The sequence below is a fragment of the Colwellia sp. E150_009 genome (genome assembly GCF_053543955.1).
Genome location: NZ_JBHFOM010000020.1, coordinates 36,098 through 61,185, shown reverse-complemented (window position 1 = coordinate 61,185; position 25,088 = coordinate 36,098). Strand labels below are relative to the sequence as shown.

The 25,088-nt window shown below is 37.1% G+C and carries 18 protein-coding genes; 7 read left to right on the top strand and 11 right to left on the bottom strand.

The genetic code is table 11. The features are described from left to right. The first annotated feature begins 1 nt into the window (after window position 1). The 6 genes from ahbB (ACE1OF_RS10685) (at window position 2) to ACE1OF_RS10660 (ending at window position 5,964) form a co-directional block, all read left to right on the top strand. The gene (ahbB, locus tag ACE1OF_RS10685; RefSeq protein WP_448894398.1) at window positions 2-1,135 is read left to right on the top strand and encodes a siroheme decarboxylase subunit beta; all 1,134 of its coding nucleotides are present in this window, start codon (window positions 2-4) and stop codon (window positions 1,133-1,135) included. Further along, complete coding sequence (locus tag ACE1OF_RS10680) at window positions 1,128-1,619, top strand: Lrp/AsnC family transcriptional regulator (RefSeq protein WP_448894396.1); 492 nt, start codon at window positions 1,128-1,130, stop codon at window positions 1,617-1,619. Before ahbB (ACE1OF_RS10685) ends, ACE1OF_RS10680 begins: the two co-directional genes overlap by 8 nt. After that, window positions 1,594-2,136 (top strand): siroheme decarboxylase subunit beta, encoded by a 543-nt coding sequence (gene ahbB, locus ACE1OF_RS10675; RefSeq protein WP_448894394.1) that lies wholly within the window; start codon window positions 1,594-1,596, stop codon window positions 2,134-2,136. The genes ACE1OF_RS10680 and ahbB (ACE1OF_RS10675) overlap by 26 nt, the downstream gene beginning before the upstream one ends. 31 nt (window positions 2,137-2,167) lie before the next feature. Continuing rightward, window positions 2,168-3,400 carry a heme d1 biosynthesis radical SAM protein NirJ gene (nirJ, locus tag ACE1OF_RS10670; protein WP_448894392.1) on the top strand — a complete coding sequence of 411 codons (1,233 nt, stop codon included), beginning with the start codon at window positions 2,168-2,170 and terminating at the stop codon, window positions 3,398-3,400. A 66-nt stretch (window positions 3,401-3,466) separates the two neighbouring features. Then, on the top strand, window positions 3,467-4,363 hold the full coding sequence (cobA, locus tag ACE1OF_RS10665) for a uroporphyrinogen-III C-methyltransferase (RefSeq protein ID WP_448894390.1): 897 nt from the start codon (window positions 3,467-3,469) through the stop codon (window positions 4,361-4,363). A gap of 11 nt (window positions 4,364-4,374) precedes the next feature. Continuing rightward, window positions 4,375-5,964: a cytochrome D1 domain-containing protein gene (locus tag ACE1OF_RS10660; protein WP_448894388.1), complete on the top strand. Its 1,590-nt coding sequence runs from the start codon at window positions 4,375-4,377 to the stop codon at window positions 5,962-5,964. A 313-nt stretch (window positions 5,965-6,277) separates the two neighbouring features. On the opposite strand, the gene ACE1OF_RS10655 is transcribed toward ACE1OF_RS10660, so the two are convergent. The 3 genes from ACE1OF_RS10655 to ACE1OF_RS10645 form a co-directional block, all read right to left on the bottom strand. After that, window positions 6,278-6,511 (bottom strand): hypothetical protein, encoded by a 234-nt coding sequence (locus ACE1OF_RS10655; protein WP_448894386.1) that lies wholly within the window; start codon window positions 6,509-6,511, stop codon window positions 6,278-6,280. A gap of 458 nt (window positions 6,512-6,969) precedes the next feature. Then, window positions 6,970-8,058, bottom strand: coding sequence for an HD-GYP domain-containing protein (locus tag ACE1OF_RS10650; RefSeq protein WP_448894384.1), 1,089 nt, complete (start codon window positions 8,056-8,058; stop codon window positions 6,970-6,972). Continuing rightward, window positions 8,055-12,734 (bottom strand): response regulator, encoded by a 4,680-nt coding sequence (locus ACE1OF_RS10645; RefSeq protein WP_448894382.1) that lies wholly within the window; start codon window positions 12,732-12,734, stop codon window positions 8,055-8,057. Before ACE1OF_RS10645 ends, ACE1OF_RS10650 begins: the two co-directional genes overlap by 4 nt. 268 nt (window positions 12,735-13,002) lie before the next feature. Here ACE1OF_RS10645 and ACE1OF_RS10640 point away from each other — a divergent pair, with 268 nt between their 5' ends. Then, window positions 13,003-13,836 (top strand): hypothetical protein, encoded by an 834-nt coding sequence (locus ACE1OF_RS10640; RefSeq protein ID WP_448894380.1) that lies wholly within the window; start codon window positions 13,003-13,005, stop codon window positions 13,834-13,836. Here the strand turns inward: ACE1OF_RS10640 and ACE1OF_RS10635 are convergent. The 8 genes from ACE1OF_RS10635 to guaB all read right to left on the bottom strand — a co-directional run bounded on the left by ACE1OF_RS10635 (window position 13,833) and on the right by guaB (window position 24,981). Next, window positions 13,833-14,738: a DMT family transporter gene (locus tag ACE1OF_RS10635; RefSeq protein ID WP_448894378.1), complete on the bottom strand. Its 906-nt coding sequence runs from the start codon at window positions 14,736-14,738 to the stop codon at window positions 13,833-13,835. The two genes, ACE1OF_RS10640 and ACE1OF_RS10635, sit on opposite strands and share 4 nt — an antisense overlap. 72 nt (window positions 14,739-14,810) lie before the next feature. After that, complete coding sequence (locus ACE1OF_RS10630) at window positions 14,811-16,784, bottom strand: RecQ family ATP-dependent DNA helicase (RefSeq protein ID WP_448894376.1); 1,974 nt, start codon at window positions 16,782-16,784, stop codon at window positions 14,811-14,813. Between the two features lie 101 nt (window positions 16,785-16,885). Beyond that, complete coding sequence (locus tag ACE1OF_RS10625; RefSeq protein WP_448894374.1) at window positions 16,886-17,863, bottom strand: cytochrome-c peroxidase; 978 nt, start codon at window positions 17,861-17,863, stop codon at window positions 16,886-16,888. A 90-nt stretch (window positions 17,864-17,953) separates the two neighbouring features. Next, the gene (gene katG / locus ACE1OF_RS10620) at window positions 17,954-20,176 is read right to left on the bottom strand and encodes a catalase/peroxidase HPI (protein WP_448894372.1); all 2,223 of its coding nucleotides are present in this window, start codon (window positions 20,174-20,176) and stop codon (window positions 17,954-17,956) included. 214 nt (window positions 20,177-20,390) lie between these two features. Further along, window positions 20,391-20,765 (bottom strand): RidA family protein, encoded by a 375-nt coding sequence (locus ACE1OF_RS10615; protein ID WP_448894370.1) that lies wholly within the window; start codon window positions 20,763-20,765, stop codon window positions 20,391-20,393. Between the two features lie 3 nt (window positions 20,766-20,768). Then, window positions 20,769-21,416, bottom strand: coding sequence for a DUF2959 domain-containing protein (locus ACE1OF_RS10610; protein WP_448894368.1), 648 nt, complete (start codon window positions 21,414-21,416; stop codon window positions 20,769-20,771). Between the two features lie 271 nt (window positions 21,417-21,687). Beyond that, entirely contained in the window at window positions 21,688-23,265 is a 1,578-nt protein-coding gene (gene guaA / locus ACE1OF_RS10605) for a glutamine-hydrolyzing GMP synthase (protein WP_448894366.1), read from the bottom strand. A 243-nt stretch (window positions 23,266-23,508) separates the two neighbouring features. Beyond that, on the bottom strand, window positions 23,509-24,981 hold the full coding sequence (guaB, locus tag ACE1OF_RS10600; RefSeq protein WP_448894364.1) for an IMP dehydrogenase: 1,473 nt from the start codon (window positions 24,979-24,981) through the stop codon (window positions 23,509-23,511). Between the last annotated feature and the right edge of the window lie 107 nt (window positions 24,982-25,088).

Below are 25,088 nucleotides of genomic sequence, written 5' to 3'. Positions count from 1 at the left end.
CATGGCAACATTACAAAAAATACCACATAGCAAAATGAAACTGACGCAGTTACAGCAAGATATTATTAATAATTTTCAAAAAGGCTTTCCTTTATGCAGTAGCCCTTATCTTGCCATGGCAGAAAAGTTAAATAGTGCTAACTTACCTTATAATCATGATGAAACAATAACTGAGCACAGTGTATTTAACTCCCTTCTTGATTTAGATATTTTAGGCGTTACTTCACGTATTGGACCTGTATTTGATCATAAAAAAGCTGGGGCTAGCACGCTAGCGGCTTTAGCCGTAAAAAAGGAAGAACTCAATAAAATTGCAAGTATTGTTAACCAGTTTGAACAAGTTAATCATAACTATGCCCGTGGGTCACACTTTAATAAAACAAATTACAACCTATGGTTTGTAGTAACTGCTAGCGACCCTATTGCGCTTAATCAAGTTCTAATACGTATAGAGCTGCTAACGGGCTTAAAAATATTAATACTGCCAATGGAAGCCTCTTACCATTTAGATCTCGCCTTTGCTGTTAATGTTACAGGTAAAGCTAGTGAAAAAATTAAGGATGATTTGTCACACAATAAAGGCAATACCAACACTAAAGCAATTGCTGAACCAGATTCACTACCTGAAATAAAAAAATTGCAGTTAAGAAAGTTAATAGAAACAGGTCTGCCACAACATTTGCAACCGTACAGTAAACTAGCAAAAAAAATTAATGCCACAGAGAAACAAGTATTAAATCAAATAGCTAATTGGCAACACACTGGTTTAATACGACGTTTTGGTTTAGTAATAAAGCACAGGAAACTAGGTTATAACGCCAACGCCATGGTGGTATGGAACATTGACAGTGAGCAGGTTGATAACATAGCTGCTAAACTTGCCAAAAGAGAAGAAGTCTCTTTATGCTATCGCCGTCCACGTAGGTTACCTGATTGGCCTTATAATCTATTTTGTATGATTCACGGCACAGATAAAACGATAGTTCATCAACAAATTGAAGCGCTTACACAGGAACTATCTTTAGGCCATATTGAAAAAGATATACTTTTTAGTTTTAAAGCTTATAAGCAAAAAGGCGCTAGTTATCATCAAAGTAATAACGTAAAAACAAAGGTAAGCAATGCTCATGGATAAAGCAGCCACAACCGAAGTTAGCGAATTATCTGAATTAGATAAAGGGTTAATCAACCTACTTCAAAAGGGGTTCCCTGTTTGTGAACGCCCGTTTGCTGAAATTGCTCAAACCCTGAATAGTTTAGGGATCACTACAAGCGAAAGAGAAGTTATTGATCACGTACAAGCATTGAAAATTAGTAAAATACTAACGCGTTTTGGTCCAATGTTTGATGCTGCCTGTTTAGGTGGCGCTTTTACATTAGCAGCACTTAGTGTACCAGAAGAAGACTTTGAAAAAGTTACGGAACAAGTTAATAGCTTTGAACAAATTGCTCATAATTATCGACGAGACCATACCTTTAATATGTGGTTTGTCATCGGCACAGAATCACAAGCTGAAATTGACGAGGTTATCTTAGCGATTGAAGAAACAACTAAACTTTCAGTACTTAACACACCAAAACTGGAGGAGTTTTATGTCGGTCTCTACTTACCCGTCTAAAGAATTAACACCTTTAGAAAAACAATACATTTTAGCCACTCAAAAAGGCCTTCCTATTGTAGAGCGCCCTTATGATGTTATTGCACAAAAGCTAAATATTAGTGTTGAAGAAGTATTAAAGCTAACAACAAGTTTACAGCAAAGAGCAATTATTCGCCGTATTGCTGCAGTGCCAAATCATTACAGAATTGGTTATAAATATAATGGTATGACAGTTTGGGATGTGGACGATAACTATATTCGAGAATTTGGTCAACGTGTTGGCAAACTTCCCTTTGTTAGTCATTGTTATGAAAGACCTCGTCATCTCCCGCACTGGAATTACAATTTATTTGCCATGGTGCACGGTAAAAACCAACAAGAAATAGAAAAGTACCGAAGCCAGATCAAAGAATTGTTAAATGCTGTATTAGTACAACGCAACCATGATTCAGGTCAAAATAGACCTACTAAAAGTAATGATATGTTAACAAGTACTCAAATACTGAAAAAAACAGGCTTACGATTAAAAAAATAAATTTTTACGATCGCCAGCAAGGTAGGAAAATATGTTCAGAATATCGCAATTATTAACCACATTACATAATGATTTAACGGACTTGAAACCCGTAAGCGCCGCTAGAAAAATGCCTGGCCCTGTCGTTATTTGGAATCTTATACGTCGATGTAATTTACGTTGTAAACATTGCTACTCAACCTCATTAGACATTGATTTTAAAGATGAACTAACCACTGAACAAATTAAAAATACAATAGATGATTTAAAAGTTGCGAAAGTTCCTGTGTTAATTTTATCAGGAGGCGAACCCCTACTTCGCCCAGATATTTATGAAATTACAGAGTATGCTAAGAAAAAAGGATTTTATCTTGCACTGTCAACCAATGGCACCTTAATTAATGAAGACAATATAGAAGCGATTAAAGCTGCAGAATATCAATATGTTGGCATTAGTATTGATGGACTAGAAGAATTTCACGATGAATTTCGCCGTCAAAAAGGCAGTTTTAAAACCTCTATGCACGCTATTAAGCTGTGTAAACAAGCAGGAATAAAAGTAGGCATGCGTCTGTGTTTGACACGAGAAAATTTTGCAGATTTGCCTGCAATGTTAAACTTAATGGAAGATAATAACGTTGATAAGTTCTATTTATCTCATCTTAATTATTCAGGCCGTGGCAAGCGTAGCTCTGAAAATGACGCTATGTTCAAAATGACAAAAGATGCGATGGAATTGCTATATGAACGTGCTTGGTCACATATTACACAGGGAATAGAAACAGACTTCGTCACAGGCAACAACGATGCTGATGGCCCATTTTTATTACAATGGGCAAATAAAAAATTCGGCAAAACACACCCAGAAGCAATTGCTAATTTAAAGCAAAGGTTAGTCAACTGGGGCGGAAATGCTAGCGGTGTTAATGTTGCCAACATAGACAATACTGGCACCATTCACCCCGATACTTATTGGTGGAACCACCCTATTGGTAATGTCAAAACAGAAAAATTCTCTGACGTATGGAAGAATACCCAAGATCCATTGATGTTAGGTTTTAGACAGAGCCCTCGTCCAGTAAAAGGACGTTGCGCATCCTGTAATTACTTGAGTATTTGTGGAGGAAATACTCGTACCCGTGCTTTTGCACAATCTGGAGACGCTTGGGCAGAAGATCCAGGTTGTTACTTAGAAGATGATGAAATTGGCATTATAGAGTCGTCCTCAAGGTTTTACGGCACATTGAACAACAAAGAAAAAAACATTCAATTTATTGAAGTATAACCGTGCTAAGTAACTAATTAAGCAACACAGCCAAATAAAAAAGGCTAAAAGCAAAAAGGCAAGAACATGACTACACCATCAACAACTTCATTAAACAACTTTCCCTCTATGAATATTAATAAAATAACCGCGCGGGGAAAATCAATATTAAATAACGGCGAAGTCGCCTTAGTGGGTTCTGGCCCCGGCGATGCTGAACTATTAACAATTAGAGCCATGCGTTTTATTCAACAAGCCGAAATTGCTATTTACGACAGACTAGTCAGTGACGAAATATTAGCATTGTTACCTGACAACTGTGAACGCTTTTATGTAGGAAAAGAACAAGCTAAACACTGTGTTCCCCAAGATCGTATCAACGAAATTTTAGTAGAAGAAGCTCTTGCAGGTAAAAAAGTATTACGTCTTAAAGGTGGGGACCCTTTTATTTTTGGTCGCGGAGGCGAAGAAGCTGAATATTTGCTCGAACATGGTGTTAGCTGCCACGTTTGCCCAGGCATTACAGCGGCATCAGGTTGTACTACTTATGCTGGCATTCCGCTTACCCATCGTGGTGTGGCACAAGGGTGTACCTTTATCACGGGTCACATCCAAAATAATGGGTTACTTAACTTGCCATGGCAAAGTTTATGTTGTCCAACTCAAACCGTAGTGTTTTACATGGGAATTAATACGCTGCCTAAAATTGCAGAAAAACTAGTAGAAAACGGCCGAGATATTAATACACCCGCCGCTTTAATTCGTAAAGGAACACAGCCAGAACAAAAAACCTACCGTGGTACTATAGGCAACTTAGCTGAGCTTGTTGAAAAACATAATATAACACCACCAACGTTGATTATTATTGGTGATGTGGTGAATCAACTAACTACAGAGCAGTTGGCTACGCCAGGATTTTTAAATGCAAAAAATTACACGTCTCAAACGGATAACACCATTGATTCACAAGCAAAAATAGCATAGTAAGGATGAGTATGAAACAGTTCTTCGTAGTCAAAAAAGCACTCTATTTACTACTCTCTTTGAGTATATTTTCCGTGACAGCCTCAGACAAAGAGCCCAATGCAACTAAACTTTATAAACAACATTGTCAATCTTGTCATGGCGTAGGAAGGCTAGGGGCAATGGGGCCAGCTCTTTTTCCTGAAAACTTATCGCGCTTAAGAAAAACCAAAGCTACAGGTGTTATTCAGCATGGCCGTCCAGCAACGCAAATGCCAGCATTTAACAAAATACTAAAGAAAACGGAAATTGCTAGCTTGGTTGATTACATTTATACACCCGCACAAAAGCTGCCAGAATGGACAATGGCCGATATTAAAGCAACTAATATTCAACATTTTGATCAGAGTAAATTACCTAACAAACCACAATTTGACGCCGATTTAATGAACCTGTTTATTGTGGTTGAACTGGGTGATCACAGTGCAACTTTACTTAATGGAGACACATTTGAGCCTATAACTCGTTTTAAAACTCGCTTTGCCTTACATGGTGGCCCTAAGTATTCGCCTGATGGACGCTTTGTCTATTTTGCCTCGCGCGATGGTTGGATAAGTAAATATGATATTTACAATATGAAAATTGTCTCAGAGATAAGAGCGGGAATTAACACCCGTAATTTAGCCGTATCAAGTGATGGAAAATATGCAATTGTTGGTAATTATTTACCTCATAATATTGTCATTCTCGATACCAAAGATTTATCACCAATAAAAATGGTTGAAACCAAAAACAGCGAAGGTATAAGTTCAAGAGTTAGTGCTGTATATAATGCACCACCACGACATAGTTTTATTGTTGCATTAAAAGACGTTAAAGAAGTTTGGGAAATACCTTATAGCGATAAAGGAGGAGTTGAAGTTTATAAAGGTTGGGCACACGATTACCGTAAAGATGGTGGTGAAGGTAAAGTTGAAAATTGGAAAAGTGATGATGCCTTTCCAATCCGACGTATTAAAACTGAGGATTATTTAGATGATTTTTTCTTCGATCCTGACTACATTAATCTTATTGGCACTGCGCGGAATAGCCACAATGGTCAAGTAATAAATCTTGATACTAAGAAAAAAGTATCCACTATTGAGCTTACTGGCATGCCACATTTAGGATCAGGTATTACTTGGGATTATCAAGGTAAAGCAGTTTTTGCATCACCTAATATTAAGGAAGGCAAAATAACAGTGATTGAAATGGAAAATTGGCAAGTAATAAAAGAAATAAAAACAGAAGGGCCTGGTTTCTTTATGCGTAGTCACAGTAAATCACCTTATGCTTGGGCTGACGTTTTCTTTGGTCCCAATAAAGAAAAAGTACATATAATTAAAAAAGATACCCTTGAAATTGTAAAAACACTCGCGCCAGCGCCAGGTAAAACAGCGGCTCATGTAGAATTTACCAAAGATGGTAAATATGTACTCCTGAGTATTTGGGATAACGATGGTGCTGTTATTGTTTATGATGCTAATACGCTAGAAGAAATTAAGCGTATTCCAATGAATAAACCCTCGGGTAAATATAATGTTTATAACAAGATTAATTATGAACGAGGCACAAGCCATTAAATTTATTCTGAATATCAGTTACTTTATCTGATATTCACTCAGTAATCTTAATGATTGCTTATAGCCAAAAAGCAGAAGTGAACTAGACAAATGAGTAAACTCGTTTGCACCTGCGAGCTTCAACATCTATGATCAAATGTACACCGACGAAAATCACGATATTTTACGTCTTAACTTCGTGCGTCTTGCGATCAAGTCATGGCTTGCAATCCCTTCAACAAAAAATCACTATTTACACTATAAGTAGGGCTTCGGGCTTGTTCAACACCCGAATAAGGTGTCGGCTGCGCGACACCTATTGTTATATTTACGTTTACACCGCACTGTTTTTTAAAAGTAAATGTGACAAAAATAGTGGCAGTAAATTATTAATTAATTGAGAATTGCTTTCGTTAGTTTGATTTAATAAAACCCAGCCATTAGTTCCCATGACTTCAACTGATTTAATATTGATGCTTTCAACTTCAGGTTTTTTAAAGCACCAATCACCTGATACGCGGGATATACCAAAATCTGTATTTATGCAACTAATGTTGAAAAACTGCATCAAACCTCTTTGTAAATATAACAAGCCTTACTAACAGGCTAAAGTAATGGTTGGCTAAAATTGTGTAACGAAGCGAAACGTAGCCAACTGTTACGAGTCCGACTTTAAAGCCTTGTTGGACTAAGTCACTACCTGCTCGGTGTGTCAGAGTTGGTGTTATTTATGCTATGGGAATTTGCTTTTTGTAACGTCAGTTACATCAAGCCAATTTAGTAGAGTTGCCATCACTTTTGAACTATCCCTGCATCACTCAGCGTTTATTACCCAGCTATTACACCTAATTTTTATGTAATAAGCAATCATCTTTTTTAAGCGCACAACTGTTATTAGCCTGAACAATCAAGCACGTTAACTGTTTGATTTTTATCAGCAATCTAGGCTGATACTAAGCGTGATTCAGACATAACACCTTTTCGTTTAGCAAATAATTAAAAATTTCAAAGCCGAGACTAAGTAACTTAGTCTACATCAGCATACTTTTGCGAGGTTTCATAGCATGCCTGTTGAATGCGCATAAATGCATCAACAATTTCAGGATCAAAATGACTACCTTTCCCTTCTAGAATGATTGCCACTGATTTATCATGAGAAAAAGCTGGCTTGTATACCCTTTTACTGATTAATGCATCATAAACATCGGCCAATGCCATTAATCGAGCTGATAATGGAATATCATCTCCTGACAAACCTAATGGATAACCACTACCATCCCACTTTTCATGATGACCGTAAGCAATTTCTTTAGCAAAACGTAAAAAGTTATTATTAGTATGCATTGTGTTAATTGCCGCTTCAATAGCATCGTGCCCATAAGTCGAGTGTAGCTTCATTATTTCAAATTCATCGTCAGTTAACTTTCCTGGCTTAAGCAAGATACTATCGGGTATGCCTACTTTACCAATATCGTGCAGGGGGGCAGATTTATAAAGCATGGTTATATTTTGCGGAGTAAGAAAATCTTTAAATTTGTCTAATTTTCTTAATTCCTCCGCAATAAGTTTAACATAGTACTGTGTTCGTCGAATATGATTGCCTGTTTCAGGATCCCTAGATTCAGCTAATGCGCCCATAGACACCATTGCCACGTCCTGCAATTCTTCCATTTGTTGAGTACGTTCAGCAACTCTTTGTTCTAATATCAAATTTTGTTTTGTGAGTTGTTCACGGGCATCTTTAAGAGCCAAATGGTTCTTAACGCGTCCTGCTAAAATAGCGGGTGAAATTGGTTTAGTAATATAATCAACAGCACCTAACTCTAAGCCTTTTGCTTCATCTTTTATATCAGCTTTAGCGGTTAAAAATATAATGGGAATATCTCTGGTTAATAAATTTTCTTTTAATTTTTTGCAAACTTGAAAACCGTCCATATCAGGCATCATAATATCTAATAATATTAGGTCAGGAAGTTGTTTTTCCATAATTTTCAGAGCAATCGCTCCATTTATGGCTGCCATTATAGAATATTTATCATTTAGCACACTTTTCACAACATTAATGTTACTGGGCGTGTCATCTACCACTAGAATAATTTTTCTAATATTGGTCATTTTTCATCTCGGCTTTGAATAGCAATGTGAATATTTGATAATATAGTAATAATTTCTTCTTTAGCGCTTTCATAATCATAATTCTGTAATGCACTATACAGGTGTTTTAATGATGGGTTGTGAGTTAACTCTGTTTGTTGAAGAAGTTGTAGGCAAGTATCCATGGCTTCTACATCAAAATTATCAATTTGTTCGTTTATCTTAGTAAGCAACCCTTGTACATCAATATTTTCAGTATGAATTATTTCTGGTACATTCCTTACCGCAGAATGGATTGTCTCCAATGTCTGTACAAGTAATTCTATCACTCGTTTTATCTGGGCTTTAGTGTCTAATTTATTTCTAATTGACTGCTCTGCTTTTTCAATAGTTTCATATAAGTGTCTTGCGCCAATATTGCCCGCAATACCTTTTAATTTGTGCAGCTGAAATTCTATCGTAGACCAATCTTGCTGAGCCATTGCTTTTTGTAATTGTTCAGCCGTGTTTTTTTCATCCTCTACAGTCTTGGTTAAAATTTGCAAATAGGTACTGCTGTTACCTGCAACACGTAATAAGGCAGTTTCAACATCAAAACCGGGTAAATCAGGTATGTTCATTTTGTTATCTACTTTTATATCCATTTGATAATCATTGATATTTTGATCTGTTAATATACTGATTAAAGTAGAAAATAGCTGTGATGGGTCGATCGGTTTACTTATATGCTTGTTCATTCCTGCAGCAAAACATTTTTCTCTATCATCTGCCATGACATTGGCAGTCATAGCAATAACAGGAAGACTATCCCATTTTTTGTGTTTACGAATTTCACGTGTTGCCTCGTATCCATCCATTTCAGGCATTTGAATATCCATCAGAACACAATCAAACATATCTATATCTAATTTGTTAAGTGCATCCTTACCATTATTTGCTAAAGTCACAAAGGCATTCGCTTGTAATAGCAATTCCTTTGCAACTTGCTGATTAATTTCATTATCTTCTACAACTAAAATACGTTTGCCAGCTAAGCTTTTTTGATTATTTTTTTGTGTAGCTTTTAGGTGGGCTGTTTTACTGAGTCCTGAACTCAATTGACACTCATGAAAAATACTAATCATTGAATCAAATAAAGTTGAAGGGCTAACTGGTTTTGACAAAAAACTTGAAATACCTACCGCTTTGCTTTGTTCTATTACATCTTCATTATTGTATGCACTCACCATTATAATTCGTGGAATTGAGTTGATGTTAGGATCTGCCTGTATCAAACGACTGGTTTCAATGCCATTAAGTTCAGGCATTCGCCAATCCATTAACACCAAATCAAAGGGAGAAGAAGTTTTTAACGTTATTAATGCTTCTTTACCACTTTTAACAACCGTTGGTTCGCAGCCAAATTGTGCTAGCGTGGTACTTAAAACTTGTCTAGATGTTTGATTATCATCAACAACTAATATTCTAAGGTTCTTGAAATCTTCTGCATGTAGCGGCCAATATTCTTGCTGTTCAACACTCTCAAATTTTGCAGTAAACCAAAATTGGCTGCCTTCGCCAACTTTGCTATTGACACCAATTTCGCCATTCATCATTTCAGCTAAGCGTTTACATATGGCTAACCCTAAGCCTGTACCGCCGTATTTTCGAGTAGTAGATGCATCTGCCTGTGAAAATGATTTAAAAAGCTTTTGGGTTTGTTCCTCATTCAACCCTATACCAGTATCGATAACGCTAAATTTAAGGGTAGTTAACTTATTTGAACGTTGCTCGCAGTATACTTGTACTTCAATTTCCCCTTTATCGGTGAATTTAACTGCATTATTAACTAGGTTTAGTAGAATTTGGCCTAAACGAAGCGGGTCACCATTGATATATTGAGGAACATTTGCATGTATATTTAATACTAACTCTAGTTGCTTCTTCTCTATTTGCATTTGTACTAAATTAGCCATATCTTGCAGCACGTTTTCCACCGAGAATTTGGTTTTTTCAAAGGTGAGTTTACCAGCCTCAATTTTAGAAAAATCTAAAATGTCATTAATTATTCTCAATAGAGTTTTGGCTGAAGTGTCTATATTGAGTAAATAGTCTTCTTGTTTAGCTGTCAACTCTGTGCATAAAGCTAGATGAGACATGCCTAAAATAGCATTCATTGGTGTTCTGATCTCGTGACTCATATTGGCTAAAAAGTCTGATTTTGCTTGAGTAGCTAGTTCTGCGATAGCTTGGGCTTCTTTTAAATCAGAAATATCCACAATGACACCTAATAATCCTCCTCTATTTCCGTCACTTAAATCAAAGGTGTTGACCCAATACAATACATGATGGTCTTTATCATCAGCAAACCGTTGAACCAATTCATGATGTTTTACTCCTCCTGTGGCTAATAGTGAGGAATCTTCATTGTGATAGGCTTGACGATCTGTTAATGGTATATAGTCCAAGTCCAACACCGACTTACCAATTATATCTTTTCTGTCAATGCCATAGGCTTGTTCGTAAGCTTTATTACAACCAATAAAGATACCTTGAGGATTTTTAATAAAAATCGGGTTGGGGATGGTATCGATTAAAGCCGACTGAAAACGAATTTGATTTTGGCGTTCCTGTTCGGCTTTATAGCGAACACTTATATCATCAATTATCCATAATATACCTTTTTCTAAATCTGGAGGATAATTAGAATCTAGTGCTTTCCCCGATAATGAACAATAAATTTCACGCCCTGTATTTGTACACAATAGCTGTTGATATTTAACATTTTTCCCTTGTTTTAATTGGTTTTTAATTTGGCACTTAAAATCTTGATAGTGCTTTATATTAACAAATAAATTTTTTGCTTCTAACCCAAGAATATCTTGGGGAGTATTGAAATCAAGTAATGTCGCTAAGCAATCATTACATCTTTCTATTTTTTCACCTTGACGCAATAACATAATGCCAACTTGAGCATTATCAAAAATATTTTGTAATTCCCATTTTATGTCAACTAATTTTTTTTCAACCCGTTTCCTTTCATCTACTTCTACTCGTAGTTTTCGGTTGGTTCGGCTAATAAAATAGACAATTAGTAATGCGATAAAAATAACCACAGATACGATTTGCCAGAGTCGAGTCCAATCAAACTCTTGTTCAGTTTTAACGTTTATCCATTGGTCATAGAAAGATCGTTTTTGCTCAGTTGGAATGGTTAATAGCGTTTCATTCAATAATTCAACAAATTCTGGCCAATCTTTTCTCACCGCAATAGCTAAATTAAATTGATAAGGTGTGGTTGCAGCAACTTTTAGATTTTCTACATGGCTACTGCGGATGTTATAAGTAGTGGCGGCTAAGGTATCGAAAGCTACATCAGCTTGACCATCACTGACTGCAATAAGAGCTTCAGTTATGGTGTTATAACGTTTTAAACTCAGATCAGGAAAATCTCGACTTAAGGTTTCGGCAGAAACATAGCCATCAACAACAGCCACAGTTTCACCCGTCAGATCTTCTAAACCATTTATGAAGTGAGCCTCTTGCCGAGTAACAAGTACCATAGGCACAGATTGATATATTTGAGTAAACAAATACTTTTTAGCGCGTTCAGGGGAAGGAGTCATGGCTGGGAATATGTCTACTTCTCCTTTGTCGTGAGCTTTAATCACATCAGACCAGGTCTCTCTTTTCACTGGTGACATTTTAATATTAAGCTGTTGTGCGATCCATTTCATATACTCTGAAGCAATACCTATATGTTCATTCTGTTGGGATATAGCTTCAAATGGTAACCAGTTAGGATCAACACCTAGACGAATTTCTTTATGCTCAGCCAACCAATCTTTTTGTTTTTGTGTAAGTTTGAATGATTCAATATAGTCAGTGGAAGCTTTCAGGTAATTGTTTCTTATATTTTCTATTTCTTCAGTTGATAGGGTGTTTAGCCCTTTTTGCAATATTGACAAGAGAAGTGGTTCTGTATTTGTAACTCCGAAGGCCATGCCTATTGGCGCTTGTTGGTATACGCCAACTAGTTTAAGTTGGTTAGGAAAATACTTGCTTGTGAAATATTCACCTACAAAATTATTGCCTATATAAGCATCAACTTTACCTGTTACTACTAGCGTTAATGCTGACAAAGTACTGTCTACAAGTGTAATATTAATTTGTGGAAAATCCCTGATAATAACATCCGTGAGATAATGTCCTTTTTCTAAGACAATGGTTTTATTTAACAAGCTTTGCATATCCGACACTTGTTGATTGCCACGATTAACAAAAATGCCGATTAAAGTTTCCATATAAGGTTGGGTGAAAAGTAATTTTTTTCTCCCTAAATCAGATGGAGTCATAGAAGGCGAAATATGTAACTTACCCGTTTTAAGTTTAGGATAAAGTACACTCCATGAATCTAACACTATATTTGCACTAAGGCCTACACGCTTAAGTACAAGTTGTAGTATTTCCGCGCTAATTCCTTTGTATTGATTTAGTTCAGCTTTATATTCAAAAGGGGGCCAATCAGAAGTGGCTGCGATGTTTATCGACGAATGTGAGACTAGCCATGTCTGTTCTGCTTCGGTAAAATTTATGTTGCTTTGAATTTGACTAAAATTAGCATTTTTTTGAGCAAAAGCGGAAACATTAAAAAAAACAAAAAGAGTGAGGATAAATTGAAAAGTTAAAAAAGAGAGAGATTGTTTATAATATTTCATCCTTGACCCTTGCCGTGCTTAATAAAAATTAATTGCAAACTGAGTTTGTACTATTATTACGCAATAAAAATGACACATTATTTTATCCACACTCCCTCCTCTTTGTTTTAAGTCAGTATTACACATAACAGAAAAATATAACAACTTTTACAATAGCAACAATAATGGTCGCAATTGTAAATATTGCTCATAACAAAGAAAAGTAAGATAAGTTAGGGCTAAAGTATTACAATATCAACTTATCTACCACTTAAAAGGCGCCTCGTTAGTGCTATCAACTTTTTTCAAAACAAAACCACTTATTGATGACACAAGTCGTGAATGGATCTTTGACACTTTTTTGTGGTGTATTGAGCAGCTTGACGGAGCTTTTTTTAAACAACATAGCCAGTTAATATTGCCCAACAATAACTTTTATCCTGGTACTTCAACCAGTGTAGAAGAAATGGCAAATACAATTTTTTCAAATACGACTAAATACACGGGCATGACAGCTTGGCCACTCAGACTCGTACCTTCTGAAAGTTTTATCCCAAAATCATTACCACTGTTATCTTTTGAATCAAGCCTTCGAGGTGACAAATGTAAAATTAATTACCATAGTAACTATGAAATAAACAATGAAGGAGCTGTCCCAGCAATTGACATTGTTTTTCATTCGAGCCAACTAAACCAACCTCAAGATTTAATTGCCTATTTAGTGCAACATCAAGCTGGAATATTGGTGAATCAACATGCAGCAATCTCATCTAATATCAGCTCACCTGGGGGAAAAGAAGTTTTAGCACAAACCATAGACTTGGTAGCCTGCTTTATGGGATTTGGTGTTATTTTTGCTAACACTGCCTATCAATTTAAAGGGGGATGTGGCTCATGTAACAACCGAAGCCTTAATCGCCAAGCGGCCTTACCTGAGTTAGAAACCGTATACGCACTCGCCTTGTTTTGCGTTTTGAAAAACAGTGATATGAAGCCAATCAAAAAGGTACTAAAATCTCATTTATATAAAACATTCAAACAAGCACATAAAGAAATCTCATTATATTTACAACAAACCTCGAATAATAAACATTTAAAATTATTCAGTGTAAATATAAACTAGCGCTTCCAAAAAACGTTGATTAAAGCACCAGCCATAATAAAAGTCCCACCGATAATAGTCGTGAGTATTGGCACTTCACTAAAATATACCCAACCAATAATCACTGCAAATACCACTTGCACATAAGAATATGCTGTCGCTTTATTGGCGTCAGCACAATGCAGTGCTTTAGTTAGCCCTACCTGCCCTACTTGGGTAAAAATACCAACAAGAATTAATAAAATAGATGCAGCTATACTTGGTACAACAAAGTCAGTACCTAGCATCAGCATTGAAACAGGAAAAGCAACGATAGGAAAGTAAAATATAATGACCGAACTATCATCAGTTTTAGTCAGTTTTTTAATTATTACATAAGCAACTGCACTACCAAATGCGCCCAAAATACCAGCACCAATGCTTAACCATGGATACTGAACGGTATTTTCTATTACTAACTTAGACTGAGTTAATTGTGAGTGCTCTAAATTAGGTTGAATAATAATAAATAAACCAAGTAAACTAATCACAATGCACGCAATGGTTGAGCGCTGAATTGTTTCTTTCAAAAAGAATATTGCCAAAATTGCTGTAAATACAGGGTGTAAATATTGTAAAAAAGTAGCTTCTGCCAATGGTAACGTAGTTACAGCATAGTAAACAAACATCAACGCAAATGAGCCAACCGTGCCACGGGCAATTAACAGCTTTTTATTATTTCCCCATATGGGAATCTTTTTACGTTTAATATCAGCATAACTCATGATAGCAGAAACAATAGCTCTGGCAGCAACAATCTCTAACACAGGAATACCTAAACCACTAACCTCTTTTACACAAGCGGCCATCAAGGAAAAACCTAGGGCAGAGATGAGCATATACCAAACACTCATTGGTACTGAATTTTTTATAGATGAAAACATTTACTGTAGTACTCATGCAGTAAGATAAAATGAATAGTTCATGTTAAACTAGGACAACCCAATCAGTCAGTATTAACTAAAACCGAGTTGCAATAGCTTATCACGAATCGCTTGATAACGTTGTTGTTCGCAAGAAGCAAACCCGGTTAACTGCCTAACTTTATTACGCCCAAATAATGGCATAGTCAAACCAGCAAAAAACCTACAATAACTTTCAAGCGTTAATGGCGTTTGCGTTTTCCCTTCAAGATGGCGAGACAATACCCCAGCATTGGCAATGAGCATATCATCACTGGGCCAAGGTACTTGTTGTGAATATTGAAGTTGTGCAATATTGCCACGACAAACACTACAATGCCCACATTGAATTGGCGCATTTATATCATCAAAATAACGGCTTAAGTTATAACTTAAACACCCATCAAGTTGAAAAAATCGCACTAAGGTAGCAATGCGTTTAATTTCTTTTTCTTCTTTATCAAGAAAATAGTCCGTTAAGTTTCTGGCTAACACAGGATTGTTTAATTCATGGGTATTCACCTTAAATACTTCCGTCATCCCTGATGTTTCTAACACAATCATTTGCTGTTCGTGCAGGTACTCCAATGCTGCTATGACTCGGTTTCGTTCAACTGACTTGTCCTGCAACAAGGTTTCAAAATTTAAACTTCCCCATACTTTCTTAAATGCCGTGGCTTTAAAAATAGTGGATAAAAATGCTTTTCTTTGCTCATTAAAGCCAGCAAATATTTGCTCTATCGGTTGTAAAAGTTTGATTTTAAAGTCGGCAAAATAAGCGTACATGGGTTCAATAACGCCCATTAACTCTAATTGTACCAACAAAGTTTTTAACGGAAGTTGTTTAATGTTACTGGCGTTAGATAATGATATTAACTGTAATTCCCACTTGTTTTCATGTTGGTTTATATGAGTTGTTTGGGTTTCTGCTTTTATAGTATCAATTACATATTCTATGCCGCTCAATTCTGGTGTATCACCATAAACAAAGTTTTCTACTGTATTTAAGCCATCTAAATTCGCTAACGTAATACAGTGAGAAAGGTTGCCATCGCGCCCTGCTCGACCTATTTCTTGAGAATAATTTTCAATCGATTTAGGTAAATCGTAATGGAACACAAAACGAATATCACTTTTATCAATACCCATACCAAAAGCAATAGTCGCAACAATAACCTGTATATTACCCATCATAAAATCAGTTTGAATTTGACTACGCATATCACTGTTCAAACCCGCATGATAAGCACAAGCGTTAATACCTGCTTGTTGCAAGTAAGTTGCTACTTGCTCAGCACTGTGCTGTAGAGTGACATAAACAATGCCGCCCCCCGTTTGCTGTTTTATTTGCTCAACTAAACAAGTATTTTTATTGGCGCTACTCACAGGCAATACGGTTAAATCTAGGTTTTGTCGATAAAACCCCGTTTGCACTATGTGGTGATGATTAATGGCAAATTTTTCTGCCATATCCAATTTTACTTTTTTCGTCGCCGTTGCCGTTAATAGTAAAGTTAATGGAATATTCAACTCATTACGGTAATTAGGAAGTTTCAAATAATCTGGTCTAAAATTATGACCCCATTCTGAAATACAATGTGCCTCATCAACCACTAACATAGAAACAGGCACAGATTGAATAAATTGCCTGAAGCGCTCATTTTTAAAACGCTCTACCGACACCATCAATATTTTAATTTCACCATGTCGTACAGCAGTCATCACTTCTTGTACTTCATTTCCCTTTAAAGTGGAATCAATACTCGCTGCCGCAATTCCTTTGCTTGCCAAAAAAGCTAATTGATCTTTGATCAAGGCGAGTAACGGTGAGACAACCAAAGTTAAGTGCGGTAAATGTAAAGCTGTTAATTGATAGCATAGTGATTTACCAGAGCCTGTAGGGAAAATTGATAAAGTTGAATGTCCCGCAAGTAATTGTTTAATGGTTTGTTGTTGTCCATCCCTGAACTGGTCAAATCCAAAAATCGCGTTAAGTGATTGAGAAGGATTTGCTTTAATTCCGTTCATATTTTATTCCTATGACATTATTCCCATTAGTACATGTTATTATATCTTAACTATTCCAAAATGAACCTTTCAAAAATAAAATTTTCAAAGTAAACCGCTCATCACTCAATATTAAGTTCATTATTCAATGTATTAAAAAACATTTTTATTGCCTTGATTTCACTGAGAGTTAATCTTATTCCCAATTGATGCCACCCAGTATCTTCAATTGCTTGATCAATGGTTGTTGCAGCACCATCGTGAAAATAAGGTGCTGTGTTTAATACATTGCGTAATGAAGGCACTTTAAAAAAATAACTATCCGCAATATTACCTGTAGCTTGAGCACGTCCCTTGTCAATTTTATTAGGGTATGGGTGAACTATTCCCATCTTCATAAAAAGCTGCCCCCCTAATGCAGAGCCATTATGACAAGCTACACACCCCTTTGATATAAAAGTAATTAAACCCATTTTTTCTTCATTATTAATAGCATTAAGATCGCCTTGCAAATATTTATCAAAACGATCATCACTAAGCAACGTACGCTGGAAAGAGGCCAGTGCATTTGAAATATTGTCGATATTTATTGGTGAGGCCTGCATAGGAAAAGCATGTTGAAAGTCGCTTAAATAACCGATACTTTTCAGGCGAATAATTACTTCATCTTCTGAGGTCATCGCCATTTCATTTGGATTAAAAATAGGAAAGCTTGCTTGCTCTTCCAGTGTTTTTGCTCGGCCATCCCAAAATTGTGCTACATGCAGGGCTGTATTCCAGGTAGAAGGCGCATTGCGTGTACCTTTATTGCCTAAAGCACCCACTGACTGGGATAAATGGTCAACACCAGGTGCACCATTAATAATATTATGGCAACTATTGCATGATTGAGTCTGATTAATTGATAAAGCAACTTCAAAATACAGACGTTGACCCAGTTTTATTCTTTCAGGTGTGTCAATTTCATGCTTGAGAAGCGACTTAGGTAAAGGAGAAAAATAACTGAGTGCAGTTTCATGCAGTGATTGTTGCGCATTGGCTTGGCAAAGCCCATTAACAAATAACAATAACGTAATCGCAATAAAATATAATTTAGTCATTATGGTTAGGTTATCAAGTAATAAATAAGCTAGCACCCCATTAATGAGGTGCTAGTGAATATAGTGAAGCAAAATTCTGCTTAGTTCTGCTTAATTTAAATCAAAACGATCTAACTGCATCACTTTAACCCACGCCTTAACAAAGTCGTTAACAAACTTTTTATCGGCATCATCCGATGCATATACTTCTGCAATAGCTCGTAATTCAGAGCTAGAGCCAAAGATAAGATCTACAGGTGTTGCCTGCCATTTTAACTTACCTGACGCACGGTCATGACCTTGATAAATTCCTGGAGTCGCAGCATCTTTTGTCCACACCGTAGACATATCTAATAAATTAACAAAGAAGTCATTGGTTAATACACCTGGTTTTTGCGTGAATACACCATAGGAAGAACCATCAAAATTGGCATTTAGTGAACGCATACCACCAATAAGTACGGTCATTTCAGGTACATTTAATCCCAGTGTATTTGCTTTATCTATTAACATCTCAGCAGGTGACATATAGCTTTCATCCGAATAATAATTACGGAATCCGTCAGCCTTAGGTTTCAGGTAGTTAAATGACTGAACATTGGTTTGTGCTTGACTAGCATCTGCACGACCTGGAATAAACGGCACCTCAATGGTTTTACCTGCTTTTTTAGCTGCATTTTCAATTGCGGCTGCACCACCTAATACAATTAAATCAGCTAGTGATACCTGTTTTTTAGAAGACTTTTTATTGAACTTCTCTTGAATTGTACCTAATTTAGCTAACACCTTATTTAACGCTTTCGGGTTATTAACCTCCCAGCTATTTTGCGGCTCAAGTCGAATACGAGCACCATTGGCTCCGCCACGCATATCCGTAACACGATGACTTGCAGCAGCTGCCCAAGCAGTTCTTACTAGTTCAGAATTAGTTAAACCTGAATCAAGAATTTGTTCCTTCAGTGTTTTAATATCCTTGCTAGTAATAGTTTTGTAGTTAACCGTTGGTATAGGATCTTGCCATGACAACACTTCACTTGGTACTTCACTACCAACATATCTAGCACGAGGCCCCATGTCGCGGTGAGTTAATTTAAACCAAGCTTTACCAAAGGCTTTATCAAACTCCGTTGGATCAGCTCTAAAGCGTTCAACTATTTTCCTAAAACTAGGATCTTCTTTTAATGCAATGTCGGTTGTAAACATTATAGGTGCATGACGCTTATTAGGTATATGCGCATCGGGTACTAAATTTTCAGCCGCTTTATTGTCTGGTATCCACTGTTTTGCTCCGGCTGGACTTTTAGTAAGCATCCAATTAAAGTTCATTAAATTATCAAGGTAGTTTGATGACCATTGCGTAGGTGTTACTGTCCATGCGCCTTCTAAGCCACTGGTTGTAGTGTCTGCACCAACACCTGTACCACATTTATTTTTCCACCCTAAGCCTTGTGCTTCAACCTCAGTTGCCGCTGGCTCTGCACCTACACACTCATTTGGTTTTTTTGCTCCATGAGCTTTACCTAAGGTGTGACCACCTGCAATTAGCGCAACAATTTCTTCATCATTCATGGCCATGCGCCCAAATGACATTCTAATATCATCAGCAGCCAATAGTGGGTCTGGTTTACCGTGAGGACCTTCAGGGTTAACATAAATTAAGCCCATTTCTACGGCAGCAAGAGGGCCTTTTAATTTACCCTTTTTATCTCTACGCTCATCGGTAAGCATATTGGTTTCAGGACCCCAATACACTAAATCAGGTTCCCAATCATCGCTTCTACCACCGGCAAAGCCAAACGTTTTAAAGCCCATTGATTCTAAGGCAACATTGCCAGAAAGTACCATTAAATCAGCCCAAGATATTTTACGACCATATTTCTGCTTAACAGGCCACAATAAGCGTCTCGCTTTATCTAAATTGGCATTGTCTGGCCAACTATTAAGTGGATCAAAGCGTTGTTGTCCTCCGGATGCACCACCACGGCCATCATGAACACGATAAACACCCGCACTGTGCCAAGCCATTCTGATCATCAAAGGGCCATAATGACCCCAATCGGCAGGCCACCATGTTTTAGAGTCTGTCAGTGTTGTTTGAATATCTTTTTTTAGCTGATTTATATCAAGACTTGCGAATTCCTTTGCATAATTGTATTGCTCACCATAAGGGTTAGATTCAATGCTATGCTGACGCAAAGGACTTAAGCTTAGTTGCTCAGGCCACCAAAATTGATTTGTTTTAATATTGCTTTCTGCTGATGCCGTTGCCGGCATAGTTAAAGTAAATAACGCCACTGAAATTGCAGCTGCGATAGGGAGTGTTTTTGTAAACATTATTTATTCCTCTCTTTTATGTAATTATTTATAAATAAATTCACACAAAGCTTAAGAGGTTTAATGTTTTTTTTAAAATTGATTAAATCAAAGATAATGTTTAGTTTTTTAGATGGTAGAGGTCAGAATTGAAAAATAAAGCCCAGTAAACCATAACCGTCGCCTGGAGATGACTTTGTGATTTTATTACTATAAAAGCAGGTGGTTACTCTAATTAAGCCCCACCAATTAATCTAGATGTTTTTTCAGCCGCAACCACTGAAATTTCAACTAATAATGCCTCGCGAGCCATTTTAGCGGCAACACAAGCACGTGCAGGTGCATAGCCTTCAGGCACCCATGCATCCCATACGGCATTCATTTCATCAAAATAGCTCATATCCTTAACATAAATAGTGGCAGATAAAATGTGCTCTCTGTCACTACCAGCTTGAAGTAATAACTCATCCACCTTAGCTAACATAGTTTGTGTTTGCTCGGTAATATCTTTAGTAGCGTCTGCGGCGACTTGACCACACAAATAAATAGTACCGTTATGCTTAACAATACGACTCATGCGCTGTTTGGTTTCTAACCTTTCAATTGACACTAATTATTTCTCCAACATATCAATAAATTTTTGGGATTGTTCTATGGCCGCATTCATGTCTTTAATTAACACGGCAACGTCTTTTTTGATTGAAACCATCTCACCTTGCAATGATCCAACCGCTTTTGCATTCAGGTTATGTTTTAAGAAAAGGCTATTATCTTTTAGTGCAGACAGTACAGGCGCCATTTTACTTTCGGCTTTATGCATCGAATTAATTAATGAACGATAACGACGCTGTGTTTCTTTGAATTTGCTTGCACTTTGTCTTCTAAGGTTCGCACTAGAAATTTGCTCTATTTCTTCTTGCCATTCGTCAAATAATGCCTCTGAAACATCTTCTATTTTTTCAATACGCGAGCTAACAAGCTCCGCTGCTTTTTTAGAATCTTCATATTGTTCTTGAATAACATTGTATTGTTCTTCAAGTTCACCGCCGTCAAAATTAATTAAAGCGGTCATTTGTTCTAATGCCGATTTAAACTGTTCTTGTGCTTCTTGCTGAGACTCCTTTGCCTCAACAACACGGTCAACCATAATATCGCGTTTGTGAATACCTACCTTTTCCATAGCAGAATAATAGGCACTAGAGCACGATGCCAAGGCAATAATACTCATAGCAATACATATTTTTTGGGTAAAATTAAACATAAACTTCCTCGGTGATCTTTGTTAGTTAATATGGAGATAGCTAACCATAGTGTTAATGGTATATTGAATAGGCGGATTGGGCAAAATTTTATCTTCCTTATAAAAGCCAATAAAAACCCCAAGGTTTTGCAACATTGGGGTAGCTAACTAATAAAAGGTAAAATAGCTCTATTTGCAAACACTGCATTTAACTAAGAAGAATGCACCAAATTGGCAAATAACCAATAACTACATGCTAAGCTGAAATGAGTTACAACAAAAGAGTGCTATTTTATTCCCATTCAATAGTGGCAGGTGGCTTGCCTGATATGTCATAAACCACGCGAGAAATACCATCGATTTCATTGATAATTCTATTAGATACTAGCCCTAAGAAATCATAGGGTAAATGTGACCAACGTGCGGTCATAAAATCAATAGTTTCAACACAGCGTAAGCTAACTACCCAATCATATTTACGCGCATCGCCCATTACACCAACTGAGCGTACAGGTAAAAATACGGTAAATGCTTGGCTTACTTTGCTGTATAAATCATGCTTATGTAATTCTTCTATAAAGATTGCATCGGCACGGCGTAATAAATCAGCGTATTCTTTTTTAACTTCACCTAAAATACGAACACCTAAACCTGGTCCTGGGAACGGGTGGCGATATAGCATGTCATAAGGTAAACCTAGCTCTAAGCCAATTTTGCGTACTTCATCTTTAAATAATTCGCGTAATGGTTCAACTAAACCTAGTTTCATGTAATCAGGTAAACCACCTACGTTATGATGCGATTTAATAACGTGCGCTTTACCTGTTGCAGAAGCTGCCGATTCAATCACGTCAGGATAGATAGTACCTTGCGCAAGCCACTTTGCATTCTCAAGTTTGTTTGATTCCTCTTCAAAAACATCAATAAAGACATTGCCAATTATTTTACGTTTTTTCTCAGGATCACTTTCACCAGCCAGACGATCTAAGAATCTATCCTCTGCATCAATCTTAATAATGTTTAAGCCAAAATGATCGCCAAACATATCCATGACTTGTTGGCCTTCATTTAGCCTAAGTAAGCCGTTATCAACAAAAACACAGGTGAGTTGCTTGCCAATAGCACGATGTAAAAGCATGGCAACAACTGATGAATCAACCCCACCTGAAAGACCTAAAATAACTTCGTCATCACCCACCTGCTCTTTCATCTTAGCAATAGCATCTTCAATAATTGAAGCCGATGTCCACAATTTTTCACACTGACAGATATCTACAACAAAATGTTCCAATATACGCATACCTTGTTTGGTATGGGTGACTTCAGGATGAAATTGAACACCATAGAATTGCTTGTCTTCATTTGCCATAGCAGCAAATGCACAACTGTCGGTTTTAGCTAAAGTTACAAAACCATCAGGAATAGCAGAAACTTTATCACCGTGACTCATCCATACATCTAGCAACGCATTGCCATTAGTGCTGACTTTGTCTTCAATAGCATTAAACAAGGCTGACTTAGCAACAACTTCAACTGCTGCATAACCAAATTCTTTATGGTCGCTACTTTGTACACTACCACCAAGCTGTTCAGCCATCGTTTGCATACCATAACAAATACCTAACACAGGTACATTGGCGGTAAACACATACTCAGGCGCACGAGGAGAATTTGCTTCTGTTACGGATTCAGGACCACCCGCAAGAATAATTCCAGTAGGGTTAAACGCTTCAATTTGTGCTTCGGTAACATCCCATGACCAAAGTTCACAATAAACGCCAATTTCACGTACACGACGCGCAATAAGCTGCGTATATTGTGAGCCAAAATCTAAAATCAGTATGCGGTGATCATGAATGTCTTTACTCATGTTGGTTTTCCTACTTAGTTACCTAAAAAGGTTCATTTAAAGGTATAGTTATAAATAACAACACCCTGATATTAAAACTAATTCAGGGTGTTCGAATCTTTCGATTTATTGATAAGCAATTAAGAATGTTTTAGTTCAAAGCTAGTTAGCGTTAGAGCAAAGAAGAAGCATGGAGTTGACGCTAGTCAATGAGTACTTCTGATGCAGCTATTACGCTAAATAGCACAGAAATGAAATATTCGACTAACCCATTCTATAATTTGGTGCTTCTTTGGTGATGGTCACATCATGTACATGCGACTCACCCATACCTGCTGAGGTTATTTTCATAAATTCAGGCTTAGTACGCATCACTTCAATGTTTTCGCTCCCCGTTAACCCCATAGATGAACGTAAACCACCCATTTGTTGATGGATAATAGCTGCAACAGGCCCTTTATATGCCACACGGCCTTCAATACCTTCAGGGACGAGTTTATCAGCTTCATCATCATTTTTTTGGAAATAACGATCGCTTGAGCCTTCTTTTTGGCTCATAGCTCCTAAAGAGCCCATTCCACGATAAGATTTATAGTAACGACCCTGATAGAGCTCAACTTCACCTGGCGATTCTTCTGTACCAGCCAACATGCTACCCACCATGACACAGTGCGCGCCAGCAACTAGGGCTTTAGCAATATCACCTGAGAAACGAATACCACCATCTGCAATCACTGGAATGTCAGTACCTTTTAATGCCTCTACTGCATTTGAAATAGCCGTTAATTGCGGTACACCGACACCTGTAACAATACGTGTTGTACAAATTGAACCAGGGCCAATACCTACTTTAACAGCATCAACACCTGCATCTGCTAAGGCTTTTGCGCCAGCACCAGTGGCAACATTGCCCGCAACTATTTGTAAATCAGGGTACTTATCTCGGGTTTCTTTTACACGATCTAATACCCCTTGAGAGTGACCATGTGAGGTATCAATTAATAACACATCAACACCAGCCGCGACTAAGGCATCTATACGTTCGTCTGTACCTGCACCAACGCCTACCGCAGCACCAACACGCAAACGGCCAAGTTCATCTTTGCACGCATTAGGTTTACTTTCTGCTTTTTGATAATCTTTCGCTGTAATTAAACCAACCAGTTTAAATGCATCGTCTACTACCAATATTTTCTCAATACGATTTTCATGCATTAATCCTAAAATTTCTTCACGAGCTGCGCCTGACTTTACCGTGATAAGGTTTTCTTTTGTAGTCATCAACACTGAGGCAGGTTTTGTTAAGTCAGTTTCAAAACGTAAATCTCGCCCGGTAATAATACCAACTAAATTATTATTATCATCAACAACAGGAAAGCCTGAAAAACCTAGCTTGTCAGCTCTGTGCATAATAGTTTCAATTGTGTCAGATGCTTTTACCGTTTTAGGATTCGATACAATACCGCTTTCATACTTTTTAACTTGCTTAACATTGAATGCTTGCTCAGATATAGTCATATTTTTATGAATAAATCCTAATCCACCTTCCTGCGCTAATGTTATAGCTAAACGTGCTTCTGTTACTGTATCCATAGACGCAGAAACAAGCGGCACATTTAAATTAATCTTTCGGGTTAAACGGGTTTGTAAGTTAGCAGTATGGGGCAGTACCTTCGAATGAGCAGGCACTAGTAAAACATCATCAAAAGTTAATGCTTCTTGGGCAATTCGTAACATCGCAATATCACCAGAGTTGAGGAGAAAGTGGATACCAAAAACTTAAAAGTTGGTATCGAATATTGCGGCAGAATTTTAACCGTTTTCTTTAGTTAGGTAAACATAAA